Origin of the sequence: Paenibacillus sp. oral taxon 786 str. D14, assembly GCF_000159955.1 — a bacterium.
GTDB lineage: Bacteria > Bacillota > Bacilli > Paenibacillales > Paenibacillaceae > Fontibacillus > Fontibacillus phoenicis.
On the sequence record NZ_GG695971.1, the window covers coordinates 205,833 to 220,332 of the forward strand.

Consider the following 14,500-nt stretch of genomic DNA (forward strand, 5'->3'; position numbering starts at 1 on the left):
GCAGAAGGGCGCCACCGCCGCAATGGCGGAGCAGCTGGACGCCGCGCTCGCGCATTACGCGGAGGTGGCGCGGCGGCAGCTGGGCCGGGACGTGCGTGACGTCCCTGGCGCAGGGGCAGCCGGCGGGTTAGGCGCCGGGCTGTTGCTCTTTACGCAGGCCGAACTGCGCAGGGGCGTCGAGATCGTGCTCGACTTTACCGGCCTGCGGGAGAAGGTGGCGGCGGCGGACGTGGTGTTCACCGGCGAGGGCGGCATCGACTTCCAAACGAAGTTTGGGAAGGTGCCCTACGGTGTCGCCCGAATCGCCAAGGCTGCCGGCAAGCGCGTGATCGCGATCGCCGGGACGATCGGCGACGGCGCAGACGCGCTTTACGCCGAAGGGATCGACGCGATCTTCGGCATCGCCCCCGGCGCGGCCGCCCTGCCGCAGCTGCTCGCTGACGGGCCGCGCAACGTGGAGCGCGCCTGCGAAAACATCGGCCGCCTGCTGCGGCTTGGCTGATGAGTGCACGGGCAGCGTCGTCGCGGCCTGCGGGGACGTATGCCGTCTACTCTCTTTGGACCATTATCCCGTTGCATCAGGGGATGGAGAAGATATCCATTCCCCGTTTCTGAACGAAAGGGATAATCGTGCAAAGAGGCGCGAGAAGAACCTTCATGCCGCCGCCCCCGCGCAGCAGCTCAAAGGGGAGAAATGTTGTATGGCCTACCTACAACATTTCTCCCTTTTTTAATATTTCGAGGTTGGAGGGGATACCAATGCAATCCGCTCTTTTTGACGATTATCCCGTTGCATCAGGGTGGAGAAATCCAACCTCCACTTCTGAATGAAAGGGATAGTGGTGTAAAGAGGAACAAAAGGGATAATCATGCAAAGAGGCGTAAGAAGGGGCATCCCCCAGGCTCCTCCAAAGGCTCCTACAAATACAGCTCAACCAGCTAGTGGACGAGTTCAGCAGTTTTTCTTTTGCTCTAATGAAAAAAGTATAGTAAAATACAAAAATATAGTTAATAAACAAAGACGAAGCGGAGGAACGAAACATGGAAATCGGGATCAGCACGTTTGTGGAGACGACGCCGGATGTTGTCACGGGTGAAACGATCAGTCATGCGCAGCGGTTGCGCGAGGTGGTAGAGGAGATCGTCCTGGCCGACAAAGTCGGATTGGACGTGTTTGGCGTAGGGGAGCATCACCGCCAGGATTATGCGGCTTCCTCGCCTGCGATGGTGTTAGCTGCAGCTGCTCCGCAGACGACGCGTATCCGGCTGACCAGCGCCGTAACCGTGCTGTCTTCCGATGATCCGGTCCGCGTGTTCCAGGACTTCGCGACGCTGGATGGCCTCTCAAACGGGCGCGCGGAGATTATGGCTGGGCGGGGCTCTTTTATTGAGTCGTTCCCGCTGTTTGGATACGATTTGAACGATTACGAGGAATTGTTTGAAGAGAAGTTGGATCTGCTGCTCAAGCTGCGCGAGTCGGAAAAAGTAACCTGGCAAGGCAAGCACCGTCCAGCGATCAACAATCTAGGCGTCTATCCGCGTCCTGTACAAAACCCGCTCCCGGTCTGGATCGGCAGCGGCGGCAATACCGAATCCGTCATTCGAGCCGGTGTGCTTGGTTTGCCGCTGGTGCTGGCGATCATTGGCGGCCGGCCGACTCAATTTGCGCCGCTTGTTAAGATTTACAAGCGTGCTGCAGCCCAAGCCGGGCATGATGTCTCGAAGCTGACCGTGGCTTCCCATTCGCACGGCTTTGTCGCCGATCGGAATGATGTGGCCGTAGAGAAGTTCTTCCCTTCGACGCAGGCGGTGATGAACATCATCGGGCGCGAACGCGGCTGGGGCCATTACAGTCGAGCTACCTACGATTCGGCTCGCAGCCTGGAAGGTGCGCTGTACGTCGGCGATCCGGAGACCGTGGCAAATAAGATCATTTACTTGCGCAAAAATGTCGGCATCACCCGCTTCTTCCTGCATTGTCCGCTTGGCACCATGCCGCATGAGGATGTGATGCGGGCCATCGAGCTTCTCGGTACGGAGGTTGCGCCGCGCGTCCGCGAGGAAGTTGCGCGCTGGGAAGCCGAGGGCGGAGATCTTCAGTAAGATCATTAGTAAAGGGGCTAGAGGATAACGGCTGCATTCCCCCCCCTCGTACCTCCGCCCGAAACGTCCTCCCCAGCGGCTCCCCGAGCCCGAAGTAGTTCGAAGAATACAAACGAGTTCCCTCCCTGGTTTTCAGTGGCTTCTCGCTCATTGTATAATGGGAACATTACAATGAGGATCGAAATATGGATGACATCCTCAAAAAGGAGGAATCAATCGCCATGAGAGTTGCATCCATGCCTACACAAGCGGCGGTTATCGCCTCGCTCGTCAGCGACCCCAGCCGGTCGGCGATGCTGACGGCCATGCTGGACGGAAGATATCACGCGGCCGGTGAGCTGGCCCGGATGGCCGGGATTCAGGCGCAAACCGCCAGTTTTCATTTGGCCAAGCTGACGGAGGCCGGATTAGTTGCCGTCGAAAAACAAGGCCGTCACCGCTACTACGGGATTGCAAGCCCGGAAGTCGCCCGGGTGTTGGAATCGTTGTTGTCGATTGCACCGCCGGCCCCGGTCCAATCCTTGCGACAGGCGACGGAGGACCAGGCGCTGCGGTATGCCCGAACCTGCTATGATCATTTGGCAGGGAATCTCGGTGTTCGCCTGACGCAAAGCTTGGTGCGCGCTGGGATCCTTGCCGAAGGAGACGGCGTATTTGAAGTTACCGCAGAGGGCGAAGCCTTGCTGAACCGATTTGGAGTCGATATCGACCGAGCGAAGAGCAAGCGCCGTTCTTTTTCTCATAAATGCCTGGATTGGAGCGAACGCCAACATCACCTGGCCGGGGCGCTTGGCAACGTGATCTTGGAACGGCTGCTGGAGCTGGGGTGGGTGGAACGAAGTCCGCAGAGCCGGGCCGTTAAGCTGACCGCGAAAGGGCGGGCAGGGTTAAAAGAAACCTTTGCTCTAGATATGGACACAGAGGAAGGGATCGGCTAACGCATACAAGCCGGTACAGGCGGTACCGGCTTAGTCGTTCCAAAGGACCCTCGATGCTGGCTTATTTTATCCGCCTAACTAGGCTCCACGCATCAAAAAACGGGCTGCCCAGCCGTATTCGGCCGAGACAACCCGCTTCTGTTTAGATTTTGTCCTGCAAAAAAACCTTAATCTTCGCCAGCGTCTCGGCGGGATCGATGTTTTGCAGTAGATAGTCGGATTCCTTCTTGTAAATCACCTGCTCGGAGTAGTTCCTTAAATACTCTTCGACGACCTCGGGTGGCGCCCCTTCCCGTTCCTCGCGCAGTCGAATGTCCTCCTTCGTCACGTAGAGGAAAATCCGAATCGCCTGCGGGCCAAACCGTTTCCGCAGCGTCTGCATGCCTTCATGATTCACGACGACGACCGCCGCGCCATACTGCTCCAGCGCTTCGCTTAGATCGCGCTCCGCGATGCCGTAGCTGCCTCGCTCCAAGCGAACGCTTTGGCTGAACTCCTGTCGGCTGGCCATCGCCTGAAAGTCCGCTTCCGCAATAAAACGGTAGTGCTCGCCGTCCCGTTCCCCCATACGTATAGCACGGGTTGTATAAGGCAGCACATAAGGAAGGCCCAGGTCAGTGCTCAGCTGCTTGGCGATGCTCTTGCGGCCGGAGCCGCTTGTCCCGGTAATAATGATGACCTTGGGCTGCGGGGGGAGATCATCCGTCAGGGGCGCGTCAGCTTGGGTTGCCGCGGCGGCTTCGCTGCGGGCAGGATCAGAGGTTGCTTTCGAGCCTTTCAGCCATTTCCACATCGCGTCTCCATGCGCCTTATCCGGCTTAATTAGTTTGTACGTCGCCGGCAAAACCGCACGGATTCACCTCCTTTGCCAACTCTTTAATTATTATGTCGGCAAACCCGGAGGAAAACTGAATGTACTCGATCTAGAACCAGCAGACATCTAGAGCACCCGCCGCGCGGTCACAAACCGCTTTTTCCACTGGCCGTCAAACGCTTCGATATGGACGCCTTTCTCTTTGGAGTAGGTGGGCAAAATTTGATTATCCCCGATGTAAATGCCAACATGGCCGATATCCAACCCGCGTGCGCTGAAGAACAGCAGATCCCCTTTGCGCAGTTCGTCTAGACTAACCTCCTTGCCCTCTTTGGCTTGGCGGATACATAACCGGAGCGCCCGTCGGGGGTACGCACCTCCAGCCAGAGCGCGCTGGCCTCACGAACGACATGCAGCTTGCTGCCGGCAGGAAGCAGTTCCTCGCTGAACGTAGCGCTGCTCACATCCTGTATAGCATGGTTTCGTCATCATAAATCACCTATTTTCTGGATGGATTTATATAGTTGAACGAAACCCAAGCGGATTTGTTTTGTGGAAAATGTTACCTATCCCTGCAGGTCCAATGGTGTCAGGCGTTCTAGTCCATTCATATATTTACGAAGCGCCAGCGGAATCCGGATGCTGCCGTCTTCTTCCTGATGATTTTCCAGCAGCGGGATCAAGATTCGCGGCGAGGCCACCATGGTATTGTTTAATGTGTAGCAATATTGCAGCTTACCGTTGCGGTCCTTGAAGCGGATGTTCGAACGCCGTGCCTGAAAATCCAATAGCTGCGATGACGAATGGGTCTCCCCGTAAGCGCCGCGGCTAGGCATCCACGTTTCGATGTCGTATTGTTTATACGTTTTTTGCGACATGTCGCCGGTACATACCGCCATCACCCGGTAAGGCAGCTCCAGCAGCTGAAGCATCTCTTCGGCGTTTTGGGTGATTTCCTGAAACAGCTGCTCCGACAGATCCAGATTGTTTTCACAGAGCACCACTTGCTCGACCTTCGAGAACTGATGCACGCGGTATAAGCCATGCACATCTCGGCCTGCCGAGCCGACTTCGCTGCGGAAGCATAACGAGGCCGCTGCAAGCTTGATCGGCTGGGTGAGTTCAACGATTTCGCGGTCGTAATACGACACGAGCGGAACCTCGGCGGTGCCGACCAGCCAGCGGTCGTCCTCCGCCATCCGATACGTCTGATCCGCACCTAGCGGGAAGAACCCGGTGTTCACGAGCGCCTCCGAGCGCACCATTAACGGGACCTCCAGCAGGGTGAAGCCTTTGGCTCCGAGGAGATCCATCGCGAGCTGCTGCACCGCCCGGTGGAGCAGGACTCCTGCGCCGCTCAGGTAGTAGTTGCGTGCGCCAGCCGTTTTGACTCCGCGCGGGATGTCGATCATCCGGTGGAGCTCGCCTAAAGCGACGTGGTCACGCGGTGTAAATTCAAATGTTGGAGGTGCGCCGACCCGCTTCACCTCAACATTGTCGAGATCCGACCGGCCCTTGGGCGTATCGGGAGAGACCCGGTTAGGGACGAGCAGCATCAGTCGTCGATACTCGTGTTCGGCTTCCTCCAGCTCTTTCTCCAATCCGTTCAACCGCCGGTTCAGCTGCTTGACTTCGTCTTTTAATGCGGCGGCGGCCTCCGGCTCTTGCTCCCGAATTAGTGCCTCTATTTGCGGCGTTAGCCGGTTGCGCTCCTGGCGCAGCCGCTCCGTCTCCTGCAGCAACGCCCGGCGTTGGTCGTCCCAGCGCAAGAGCTCGGGAACCGACAACTCGATGCCCTTTTCCTCCGCCACCGTTTGAACCTGTTTTTGATGCTCCCGAATCCATTTGATGTCTAACATAGGTGATCCGCTCCTTTTTTCGATATGAATACAAAAAAGCGCCCTTCGTCCGATTGGGACGAGGAGCGCTTATCGACTCGCGGTGCCACCCAAATTGATCAAACCGGCAGGTCCGGTTCAATCCCCTTTAGTTCCGCGGTAACGGGCGGACCCGGTTAGCTTAGGGGGAAGGGCTTACGCATTTAACGCGATGTTCCCCTTGACGAAAACGCCTCCGAGTTGGATGCTCTTCATAGGCATGATTCCGAGATTTGATTTGTTTAGCAGTATAACGTAAGCGACCATCGGTTATCAAGAGGGAGAGGAAGATCCAATGAAAAAATTATTGCTTACCGGCTTCGAACCCTTTGGCGGCGAACCCGTCAATCCGGCGGTTGAAGCGGTGCGCCGGCTGCAGGGCCGTGTGATCGGCTCCTTTGAGATTGTAGGTCTGGAGCTGCCCACAGTGTTCGGACAATCCACCGAGCGACTGCTAACCGCCATCCAGCAATACGAACCCGAGGTGGTAATCGCGTTGGGACAGGCCGGCGGCCGAGAGGGGATTTCGTTCGAACGGATCGCCGTCAACTTAAACGACGCCAACATCGCCGACAATGCCGGATACCAGCCGGTTGACGAGCCGGTCGTGCCAGTGGGCCCGGCGGCTTATTGGACCACGCTGCCGGTCAAGCGCATGGTCGACCGTCTACGGGGCGAGGGGATTCCCGCGTCGCTTTCGCTTTCGGCCGGTACCTTCGTGTGCAACCACCTTTTTTACGGGCTGATGCACCACCTCGCCGTCAGCGGGAAGTCAATCCGCGGCGGGTTCATCCATGTCCCTTACCTGCCGGAACAAGCGGAACGGCATCCCGGCGCCCCCAGCATGTCGCTGGAACAGCTGGTTATCGGCTTGGAACGGGCGATCGAAGTGTTGGGGGAGTAACGTTTAGATCACCCTCTGCGTTTACGGCCGTGTTTCTTATGGCGTCCGCGACCGTACTTGTTCGCAGCCACGCTGCCGCTGCCGCCGCCGACGGCGTGCTGCTGGCGCGTCCCGGGGCTGCTGATGGCGGAGTTGGTGCCGCCCGTGCTATATCGTCCGCCACCGCTGGCCACCTGCGTGGCGGCGGCGCTTTGCTGGCCGCGGGGCAGCTTGACAACTTGGTCGTTCACCACGATCACGACCTCCTTGCCGCGGTGGATCAAGCCTCGCCCATCGCGTTGGCTTCTGTGGTACCACCCAGGCGGGTTGGCGCAGCCCCCATCATGCGGGAGAACGCATCCCGGAAGCCGCTGCTCGATTCATATCCCGTGGAGAGCTGAGCATCGATGACCGGCCGGCCAGCGCGAATGTTCCCCAGGGCTAGTCCCATGCGCCGGGCACGGGCGTATTCCACGAAGGTCATGCCGAAGCGCTTCTTGAATTGGCGGCGCGCTGTGGACGCATCGACGGAGAGCTGCCGAAAATCCTCGTCCCTCCAGCGCTTCTCCGGATTCGCTTCTACAGCTTCCACCAGCATGCGGAGCCAATCAGACACGTGGTTTGGATGGGACAACGGGCGGCAGAAGACGCCGGTCGTTTTAACGCCGACGTAAAAGACTCCTTCATACTCCGAGTTTTTCTCCAGCAACGCTTGATAATATTCTTCTTTTCGCTCAGCGGGAATCATGCGGGACGAAAGCCTCCTTGACGTGTTGATTGATGCCCCCATTATAGCGCTTGCGACGAGACGATGTCGCCGAAAATCAGGCATTGATTTTTCGGACAACACTTCCATTTGTAGGCGCGGAAAATTTGTTATATGATATCATGGTAAATTGGGTGAACGCGCTAGAATTTCAGGGTAATCCGCAAGTCTAACGCTTGCCGCAGCGCTTAAGTCGGCTCAAATCGCTGAGATACCATTTTAACGCTGCTCACCGCGCTTAAATCCGATTTTTCGAGCCGGAATCAAGCGGTTTGATGAAAATAGCGATCCACAGCATCGTTAGAAATTGAACAACGCGAAAATCCGTCCAATAGCGTTTCTCATCCGCGTTAGGGCATGGGAAGCAGCACCCATGGGGGCATCTCATGGAGAAGCAGCGATGAGGACAGTCCCGGATTTAGCTCGAAAACGATAAATTATTTTTTAGTGGAGGAAACGATGTATCCAAAAGATTTGAACTATAAAATGCCGGCCGAATGGGCGCCGCATGAACGTACTTTCATCTCCTGGCCGGTGCAGGCGTCGATGGTCTATCCGGATCGGTATGCCGAGGTATGCGACGGATATGCCGAATTTATTACGGCGATTGCTGAGTTTGAACCGATCACCGTGGTTGTGAATCCGAACGATTTACCTCAGGTGAAGGCTCGCTTTGCGCAGGATCCGAACACGGAACGGATCTCTTTTATGCCGATCGAGCATAACGACGCCTGGCTGCGTGACAACGGCCCGACGTTCCTCGTGAATCCGGAAGGCGAGCTGGCCGGGGTCAACTGGCGCTTTAACGCTTGGGGCGGCAAATATTCGCCATGGGATCTGGACGATGCGGTAGCGCCGCAAATTCTGGAAGCCCTGAACGTCAAGCGGTTTGATGCCCCGCTGGTGCTGGAGGGCGGATCCATCCATACGGACGGGGAAGGTACGCTGCTGACGACCGAGGAGTGCTTGTTAAACGAGAACCGGAATCCGCAGCTGAGCCGGGAAGAAATTGAGGCCGCTGTGAAAAACTATGTTAACGTCGACCAAATCATCTGGTTGAAACGCGGTCTAGACGGGGATGAAACGGACGGTCACATTGACAACGTGGCCTGCTTCGCCGCACCGGGTAAGGTCATTTTGCAGGTATGCGATGATCCAAGCGACGAGAACTATGCCATCACCCAGGAAAATATCGCCATCCTCAGCGCAGCAACGGACGCCCAAGGCCGCAAGCTGGAGATCATCCCGATCCCGCAGCCGCCGAAGGCTTTTTATGAGGATAGCCGGCTGACGCTGAGCTATTTGAATTTCTATTTCGTCAATGGCGGCATCATCTTGCCGATCTTTGGCGGCGCAGCGGAGGCAACCGACCGCAAGGCCATTCAGGTGCTGAGCGACACCTTCCCGGATCGCAAGATCCGCACCGTCGACGGGATGGCGATCATCCGTGAAGGCGGCAACGTCCACTGCACAACGCAGCAAATGGCGGCAAGACGCGCATAAACGAGAATGAAGGAGGTTCGACCAACGACATGAGAAACGTAAAAGTTGCGGCTACGCAAATGAGCTGTTCATCCAATAAAGAAGAAAATATCGCAAAGGCGGATCGACTGGTCCGGGAAGCGGCCCGGCAGGGGGCGCAAATTATTTTGTTGCAGGAGCTGTTTGAAACGCCGTATTTTTGCCAAAAAGAAAAGTCTGACTACTACGTCTACGCAACTGAACTGGAGGAGAATGCCGCGATTCAGCACTTCCGCAAGGTCGCCAAGGAGCTGGAAGTGGTTCTGCCGATCAGCTTCTATGAGAAAAAAAACAACGCACGCTACAACTCGCTGGCGGTGATTGACGCGGACGGCGAAGTGCTTGGCCTTTACCGCAAAAGCCATATCCCGGACGGCCCGGGGTATGAGGAGAAATTTTATTTTAATCCGGGAGACACCGGGTTTAAAGTGTGGAAGACGCGTTATGCAAAAATCGGCGTTGGCGTCTGCTGGGATCAGTGGTATCCGGAAGCGGCCCGCTGCATGGCGCTGATGGGCGCCGAGCTGCTGTTCTATCCGACGGCGATTGGTTCGGAGCCGCAGGACAGCTCGATCGACTCCAAGGATCACTGGCAGATGTGCATGCTTGGACATGCCGCTTCCAACCTGGTGCCGGTGATCGCCTCGAACCGCGTTGGCGTTGAGTCCGACGAGGATTCGAGCATCACGTTCTATGGCTCGTCCTTTATCGCCGGGCCGCAGGGCAACAAAGTTGCAGAAGCCAACCGTACGGAGGAGACGGTGCTGGTAGCGGAATTTGACCTCGATCAGCTGGAGATCCAGCGTATTGAGTGGGGGATTTTCCGCGACCGCCGGCCGGACCTCTACAAAATCATTACCTCTTACGACGGCGAGCTTCGCATCGACTAAACTGCATAAGCAACGCTAGATGAGATAGCCCCCAATTGCATCGTACTTTGTGATTGGGGGCTTTGTGCTGATGCGGCGGGCCCGGCGAGTCAAGTCGAGCCGGGTTTGATAGCGGGGTTGGCGTCCACGAGGGCCTGCGCAACGGCCATGAGGCGGGGGAGATAGCGGAGCACCTCATCTGCTCGCTGCAGTAAGGCCGCCGTGGTTCCGACGCCAAGGTCGGCCAGCAAGGCGTGGAAATCCGGGGCGAGCCGCTCCCCTTCCTCCGGTGCGTCGGCTGCCAGCATCTGATGGCAGCGCGCAAATGTGGCGGTGATCCAGAACACCGCCTCTTGATGGCGGCCGCGCTCAATCAGCTCGCGGCTGCCGTCAATGGCGACCGAACGCGCGCCGGGTGTGATGTCGCTTAAGAAGGGGAACGGCGTGGCAACCCGCGCTGCCGCCGTGTCATACGTACGCTCCAGCGCCTTCAAATGCTCCTCCGTCCTTTGGGCGGTGAGCTGTGAGCAACCCAGGAGCGGCAGCAGTTCGGCATAGGTCTCGCTATGCCCATACGCCTCGAGCACCTCGCGGGCCGCTAGGTAACGAAGCCGTATGGTGGGGTTGCGAAGGGCCGCGGTCAGCAGCACATGGGTTGTCACCCCGGTTGGGAACAACCATCCTAAGACTTGGTCCTGCCGCGGCGCCTCGGGATCGATGCTGCGGAGCCCGCGTTCGATCCGATCGTGCGCATGCTTGCAGCGCCGCAGGACCCAAGGCTTCTCGGCGAAGCGGGGGGCCACTTCCGCTTGCAGCCGGCGTAGCCGCCCCGTAGGGTCGGCGATGATCGTATCCGTCCGGAAGCTCCCGGCCAGATGATAATCTGATAGTACCGCTTCCGCCGATGCCAGCTGGCTCCAGGACAGGTAGGTTGCTTCAAGTAATGCTTGCTCGTAACGGAATTTTCCCAGTTTCGGCGGAGGCTCTGTCGGCTGAGTTACAACGATCAGATCGATGTCGGAGCTTTCCGGCAGATCTGCTTCTCCCGGTAATCCCACCGTGGAGCCGCTGAAGTAAGCACCTAGGAAACCGGCTTCCCGGCTGGCATGTTGGTCGACCCATCGGGCGGCAGCCTTTCGAGCTTCCTCGACTTTCATCCATACCTCCTCAAATTTGCAGGCATGCTTCGATGAACATCGAGGCATCCTCGTGATACAATCAAGATCATTAGAGATCCGGGTTACGTTATTAGATATGCCCGAGAGATCCTAGAAAGAAGGGATAAGAGTGGGACGTACGCTGTATTTTGCCTTAATTATGCTTAGTTTAATTTGGGGCGGTTCGTTTTTCTTCATCAAAATCCTGCTGCCCGACTTCGGCCCCTGGACCGTAGCGTTCCTGCGATCTGCCTTCGGGCTGGCAACGATTACGGGCGTCATGCTCGTCTTGCGCAAGCCGTTTGGGTTCCGCTCGATTCCTTGGCTGGCGATGGTCATCATGGCGCTGATCAACACGGCGATTCCGTGGGCGTTGATCGGCTTCAGCGAGACGCGGCTGACGAGCAGCCTGGCGTCGGTGCTCAACGCCACGACTCCGCTGTGGACGCTGGTGGTAGGCGTCATCTTCTTTCGCGTTGCCACGAGCCGGATGCAGTGGGCCGGGATGGGAATCGCTTTCCTCGGCTTGCTCGTACTTGTAGGCGTCAGCCCAACTTCGCTTGCCTCGGTAGACCTGCTTGGGTTCGCCTGCATGCTGGCGGCAACGTTGTGTTATGCCGTCGGCACGCACCTGTCCAAGCGCCTGTCCGGCGGGCTGTCGATGTATCAGGTGACCTTCGGCACCTTGATCAGCGCGATGGGCGGCAGCGGTCTTATGGCGCTGATCGCCGAGCGGGACTCGCTGGCCCCGCTGGCTAAGCTCCCTACGCTTGGCGCGGTGATCGGGCTGGGCGTGTTTGGCTCGGGGGTGGCGTATATTTTGTTCTACTTTATGGTCCAAAAAGGAACCCCGCAATTCGCCACCACCGTCACGTATCTCGTTCCGGCGAGCGCGATTATTTGGGGGTTCACGCTGCTGAACGAGCCGGTGAGCTGGCGCTTGCTGGTCGGGCTGGTGTTCATCCTCGGCGGGGTGTACTTGGCGAACCGAAGCGGCTCGGGCAGTGCCGGGCAGGAGGCCAAACGCCAGGAGCTGCCGGTGGTCTCCGACCCGGATGCAGCAAGCATCCCTGATGTACCGCGATCTTTATGAAGGAGGAGAAGCGATGCTGCATGTGGTGAACGGTCTTGGCTGCGTTGAGCAAACGGTGTTGGAACTGGTCGCGCAAGGAGCCGAATACCCCAAGGACCTGTTCCGCCAAGTTGAACATCTTCTGAATCGCCTTGGCTTAGGGGATGTGAAGTTCCGCTATCGTTTGGCGGGGTTCATCTGCAAGGATTCCCTTGCCCTTGGCGCTGGGATCCGGCAAGCGAAACCATTCGTCGAGGTTGATCCGCGGTTCTCCGCGCCGATGGGACCACTCATTGGTTCGGGGATCGTAGCTGTAATCTCTAGCCCAATCTTGGCCTCGGGCGGCCACCTGACGGAGCGCGTATCCGATAAAGGCGACCTCGTCGGCCGTCATGATCGGATGCAGGGAGATCCGGATCCAGCCAGGTTTTGCGGTGAAATCGCCGCTAGCGATTCGGCGGGCGATCCGTTGCGAGGTAGCCTGATCGATGCCCAGCAGATAATGGCCATACGTTCCCGCGCAGGAGCAGCCGCCGCGGGCCTGGATGCCAAAGTGGTCGTTCAGCAGCTTGACGGCCAGGTTATAGTGAACCTGATCCAGGGTGAACGAGACGATCCCCAGACGCTCGCGGCTAGGCCCGCCCAGGATGGTCAGCCCTGGGACGGTTTCCAGCTCCGACAGCAACCGGTCGGTTAGCTCCCGTTCCCGGCGGAGCAGGCGGCCTGCGCCCATCTTCTCTTTGAGCCGCAGGCATAGCGCCGTGCGTGCCGCCTGCATCACCCCCGGCGTCCCGCCATCCTCCCGTGATTCGGCGTCGGATAGATACTGGACTAAGCCCCACGGGCTGGTCCAGGACACCGTGCCGCCGCCCGGGCGGTCCGGCGACGCCCCCGCGCTGAGCCCCGCATTCATCACCAGCACCCCGCTCGTGCCGGGGCCGCCCAGAAACTTATGCGGGGAGAAGAGGATGGCGTCAAGCCGCTCCTCCGGCGCTCCCGGCGGATGCATATTGATCGGGACGTAAGGGGCGCTGGCGGAGTAATCCGCCACGCAGATGCCGCCGTGCCGATGCATCACCCGCGCGAGCTCATGAATTGGCGTCACGAAGCCGGTCACATTGGAGCAGGCGGTAAACGCGCCGATTTTGACGCGGCGCTCCCGGTAGCGGCGGAGCAGGAAGTCCAGCCAAGCCGGATCCACGCGGCCGTCGGCCCCCGGCGGGAGGCAGACGACCTCGCCGATCGTTTCCGCCCAGGAGATGTGGTTGGAGTGATGCTCCATATGCGTGATGAAAACAACCGGCCGCTCCCGTTCGGCCATTCCGCTCCGGTAAGCTGCCCGCCAAGCGGCGGGGACCTTTAATCCAAGCAGGCGCTGCAGCTTGTTCACCGCCCCCGTCATCCCCGTTCCCTCGAATAACAGGATGTCGTTGGGGCCGGCGTGGACATGGTGCTTGATGATCCGCTTCGCCTCCTCATAAGCGGAGGTCATGGCCGTGCCGGTCAAGCTGGCGGCGGTGTGGGGATTGCCCGCCAGCGGGCCGATCTCCTGGGCTAGCTTCTGTTCAATCGGCCGATATAGGCGGCCGCTGGCGGCCCAATCGGCATAGAGCAACGTTTGCGTCCCGTACGGCGTAACAAAAGGATGGCGGTAGCCGATCGTATTTTTCCGGTAAACCTCAAATTCCAATTCCTCTATCTCCAGCAAACCAAGTCTCCCCCTGTTAGGTTACTGTAATAACGCTTTAGGTTATGTGCATTCGCCTAGGGGGGTTAGGGCTGCGGGGGAAAGTTCAGAAAACCTCCACAAAGCGGACAGCGGCGCGCCTTACGTAGGCTTCGTCTTCAGATAAACAGCTGAATATCCGATTCCAAGGCATCGCGCAGGTACGTTTGGGCATCGATGATCTCCACCTCCGGGAGGAATTCCTCCGGCTTAAAGCCCATAATCTCCACCGACAGCTTGCAGCCGTAGAACTTGATGTTTTTCTTGCGGGCTCCTTTGAGAAAGTGGATCAGACGGGGGGCCTCCTGGTCCTCGATCATCTCATCCAACATCCATTTGCCCAGCCCGCTGTAATTCATTTTGGAGAGCGGCAGCTCGTCCGGCCCTTTGGGGGTCATCCAAGTCATCAGCTTCTCATACAGCGTTTTGTCCTCCAGCGTCATCTTCTCCGGATCGCGCACGAGAAACAGGCCCCAGAAGGCAAAAAACATCGTCACCTCCACACCGATATCCCGCGCGCTGTTCGCCAGAATCAGCCCGGCCATTGCTTTGTCGTAATCCCCGCTGAACATCAGCAGATTCATTCTTTTTTGCGCCATTACGGTCCAGCCTCCATCGTTGATGATTTGGATAAAGCTGGTATTAGTATGGTTCCGGGAAGGCAGCCTATCCTCGGTTCACAAATCGCTCAAAAATGGCGGTTGTCCATGCGCGTTCATCCGCGGGCTGACCGAGGGTCCTTGATTTCATGGGTACCTTTTAGGTACCCTTTCT

Annotated in this window: 14 protein-coding genes and 1 pseudogene; 7 read left to right on the plus strand and 8 right to left on the minus strand. The window is 58.1% G+C overall.

Annotated features, from left to right (window positions below; translation table 11 throughout):
* From POTG_RS03945 to POTG_RS03960, 3 genes are all read left to right on the plus strand, one after another.
* The coding region (locus tag POTG_RS03945) for a glycerate kinase (protein ID WP_009223510.1) at positions 1 to 502 on the plus strand (502 nt) is incomplete at its 5' end.
* Positions 503 to 1,041: 539 nt separating this feature from the next.
* On the plus strand, positions 1,042 to 2,103 hold the full coding sequence (locus POTG_RS03955) for an LLM class flavin-dependent oxidoreductase (protein WP_009223511.1): 1,062 nt from the start codon (positions 1,042 to 1,044) through the stop codon (positions 2,101 to 2,103).
* 221 nt (positions 2,104 to 2,324) lie between these two features.
* Complete coding sequence (locus POTG_RS03960; protein ID WP_232282219.1) at positions 2,325 to 3,041, plus strand: ArsR/SmtB family transcription factor; 717 nt, start codon at positions 2,325 to 2,327, stop codon at positions 3,039 to 3,041.
* A 142-nt stretch (positions 3,042 to 3,183) separates the two neighbouring features.
* On the opposite strand, the gene POTG_RS03965 is transcribed toward POTG_RS03960, so the two are convergent.
* From POTG_RS03965 to serS, 3 genes are all read right to left on the minus strand, one after another.
* Complete coding sequence (locus POTG_RS03965; protein WP_232282220.1) at positions 3,184 to 3,885, minus strand: guanylate kinase; 702 nt, start codon at positions 3,883 to 3,885, stop codon at positions 3,184 to 3,186.
* A 96-nt stretch (positions 3,886 to 3,981) separates the two neighbouring features.
* Complete coding sequence (locus POTG_RS25230) at positions 3,982 to 4,242, minus strand: C40 family peptidase (RefSeq protein ID WP_332306492.1); 261 nt, start codon at positions 4,240 to 4,242, stop codon at positions 3,982 to 3,984.
* Between the two features lie 179 nt (positions 4,243 to 4,421).
* Positions 4,422 to 5,714, minus strand: coding sequence for a serine--tRNA ligase (gene serS, locus POTG_RS03975; protein WP_009223514.1), 1,293 nt, complete (start codon positions 5,712 to 5,714; stop codon positions 4,422 to 4,424).
* 313 nt (positions 5,715 to 6,027) lie between these two features.
* On the opposite strand from serS, the gene pcp reads away from it, so the two are divergent.
* Positions 6,028 to 6,636 carry a pyroglutamyl-peptidase I gene (gene pcp / locus POTG_RS03980; protein ID WP_009223515.1) on the plus strand — a complete coding sequence of 203 codons (609 nt, stop codon included), beginning with the start codon at positions 6,028 to 6,030 and terminating at the stop codon, positions 6,634 to 6,636.
* 8 nt (positions 6,637 to 6,644) lie between these two features.
* Here the strand turns inward: pcp and POTG_RS03985 are convergent, their stop codons facing one another.
* Together POTG_RS03985 and POTG_RS03990 are read right to left on the minus strand one after the other, a co-directional pair.
* Positions 6,645 to 6,869, minus strand: a complete 225-nt coding sequence (locus tag POTG_RS03985) for a hypothetical protein (RefSeq protein ID WP_232282221.1) — start codon at positions 6,867 to 6,869, stop codon at positions 6,645 to 6,647.
* Between the two features lie 62 nt (positions 6,870 to 6,931).
* Positions 6,932 to 7,363, minus strand: a pseudogene (locus tag POTG_RS03990) (helix-turn-helix domain-containing protein); the annotation flags it as partial.
* A gap of 477 nt (positions 7,364 to 7,840) precedes the next feature.
* Between POTG_RS03990 and POTG_RS03995 the strand changes: the two are divergent.
* The gene (locus POTG_RS03995; RefSeq protein WP_036644135.1) at positions 7,841 to 8,884 is read left to right on the plus strand and encodes an agmatine deiminase family protein; all 1,044 of its coding nucleotides are present in this window, start codon (positions 7,841 to 7,843) and stop codon (positions 8,882 to 8,884) included.
* Between the two features lie 29 nt (positions 8,885 to 8,913).
* Positions 8,914 to 9,792 carry an N-carbamoylputrescine amidase gene (aguB, locus tag POTG_RS04000; protein ID WP_009223518.1) on the plus strand — a complete coding sequence of 293 codons (879 nt, stop codon included), beginning with the start codon at positions 8,914 to 8,916 and terminating at the stop codon, positions 9,790 to 9,792.
* An 89-nt stretch (positions 9,793 to 9,881) separates the two neighbouring features.
* On the opposite strand, the gene POTG_RS04005 is transcribed toward aguB, so the two are convergent.
* Positions 9,882 to 10,976: a hypothetical protein gene (locus POTG_RS04005; protein WP_232282222.1), complete on the minus strand. Its 1,095-nt coding sequence runs from the start codon at positions 10,974 to 10,976 to the stop codon at positions 9,882 to 9,884.
* 82 nt (positions 10,977 to 11,058) lie between these two features.
* On the opposite strand from POTG_RS04005, the gene POTG_RS04010 reads away from it, so the two are divergent.
* Complete coding sequence (locus POTG_RS04010; protein WP_009223520.1) at positions 11,059 to 12,021, plus strand: DMT family transporter; 963 nt, start codon at positions 11,059 to 11,061, stop codon at positions 12,019 to 12,021.
* Between the two features lie 136 nt (positions 12,022 to 12,157).
* Here the strand turns inward: POTG_RS04010 and POTG_RS04015 are convergent, their stop codons facing one another.
* Both POTG_RS04015 and POTG_RS04020 read right to left on the minus strand, forming a co-directional pair.
* On the minus strand, positions 12,158 to 13,708 hold the full coding sequence (locus POTG_RS04015; RefSeq protein WP_009223521.1) for an aminotransferase class V-fold PLP-dependent enzyme: 1,551 nt from the start codon (positions 13,706 to 13,708) through the stop codon (positions 12,158 to 12,160).
* Between the two features lie 137 nt (positions 13,709 to 13,845).
* On the minus strand, positions 13,846 to 14,325 hold the full coding sequence (locus POTG_RS04020) for a DsrE/DsrF/DrsH-like family protein (RefSeq protein WP_036644137.1): 480 nt from the start codon (positions 14,323 to 14,325) through the stop codon (positions 13,846 to 13,848).
* Positions 14,326 to 14,500: the final 175 nt, after the last annotated feature.

Bases quoted from the DNA above. Each gene is read 5' to 3' on its own strand.
- POTG_RS03955 (WP_009223511.1), top strand. From the start codon at position 1,042: ATGGAAATCGGGATCAGCACGTTTGTGGAGACGACGCCGGATGTTGTC.
- POTG_RS03960 (WP_232282219.1), top strand. From the start codon at position 2,325: ATGAGAGTTGCATCCATGCCTACACAAGCGGCGGTTATCGCCTCGCTC.
- serS (WP_009223514.1), bottom strand. From the start codon at position 5,714: ATGTTAGACATCAAATGGATTCGGGAGCATCAAAAACAGGTTCAAACG.
- pcp (WP_009223515.1), top strand. From the start codon at position 6,028: ATGAAAAAATTATTGCTTACCGGCTTCGAACCCTTTGGCGGCGAACCC.
- POTG_RS03995 (WP_036644135.1), top strand. From the start codon at position 7,841: ATGTATCCAAAAGATTTGAACTATAAAATGCCGGCCGAATGGGCGCCG.
- aguB (WP_009223518.1), top strand. From the start codon at position 8,914: ATGAGAAACGTAAAAGTTGCGGCTACGCAAATGAGCTGTTCATCCAAT.
- POTG_RS04005 (WP_232282222.1), bottom strand. From the start codon at position 10,976: ATGCCTCGATGTTCATCGAAGCATGCCTGCAAATTTGAGGAGGTATGG.
- POTG_RS04020 (WP_036644137.1), bottom strand. From the start codon at position 14,325: ATGGCGCAAAAAAGAATGAATCTGCTGATGTTCAGCGGGGATTACGAC.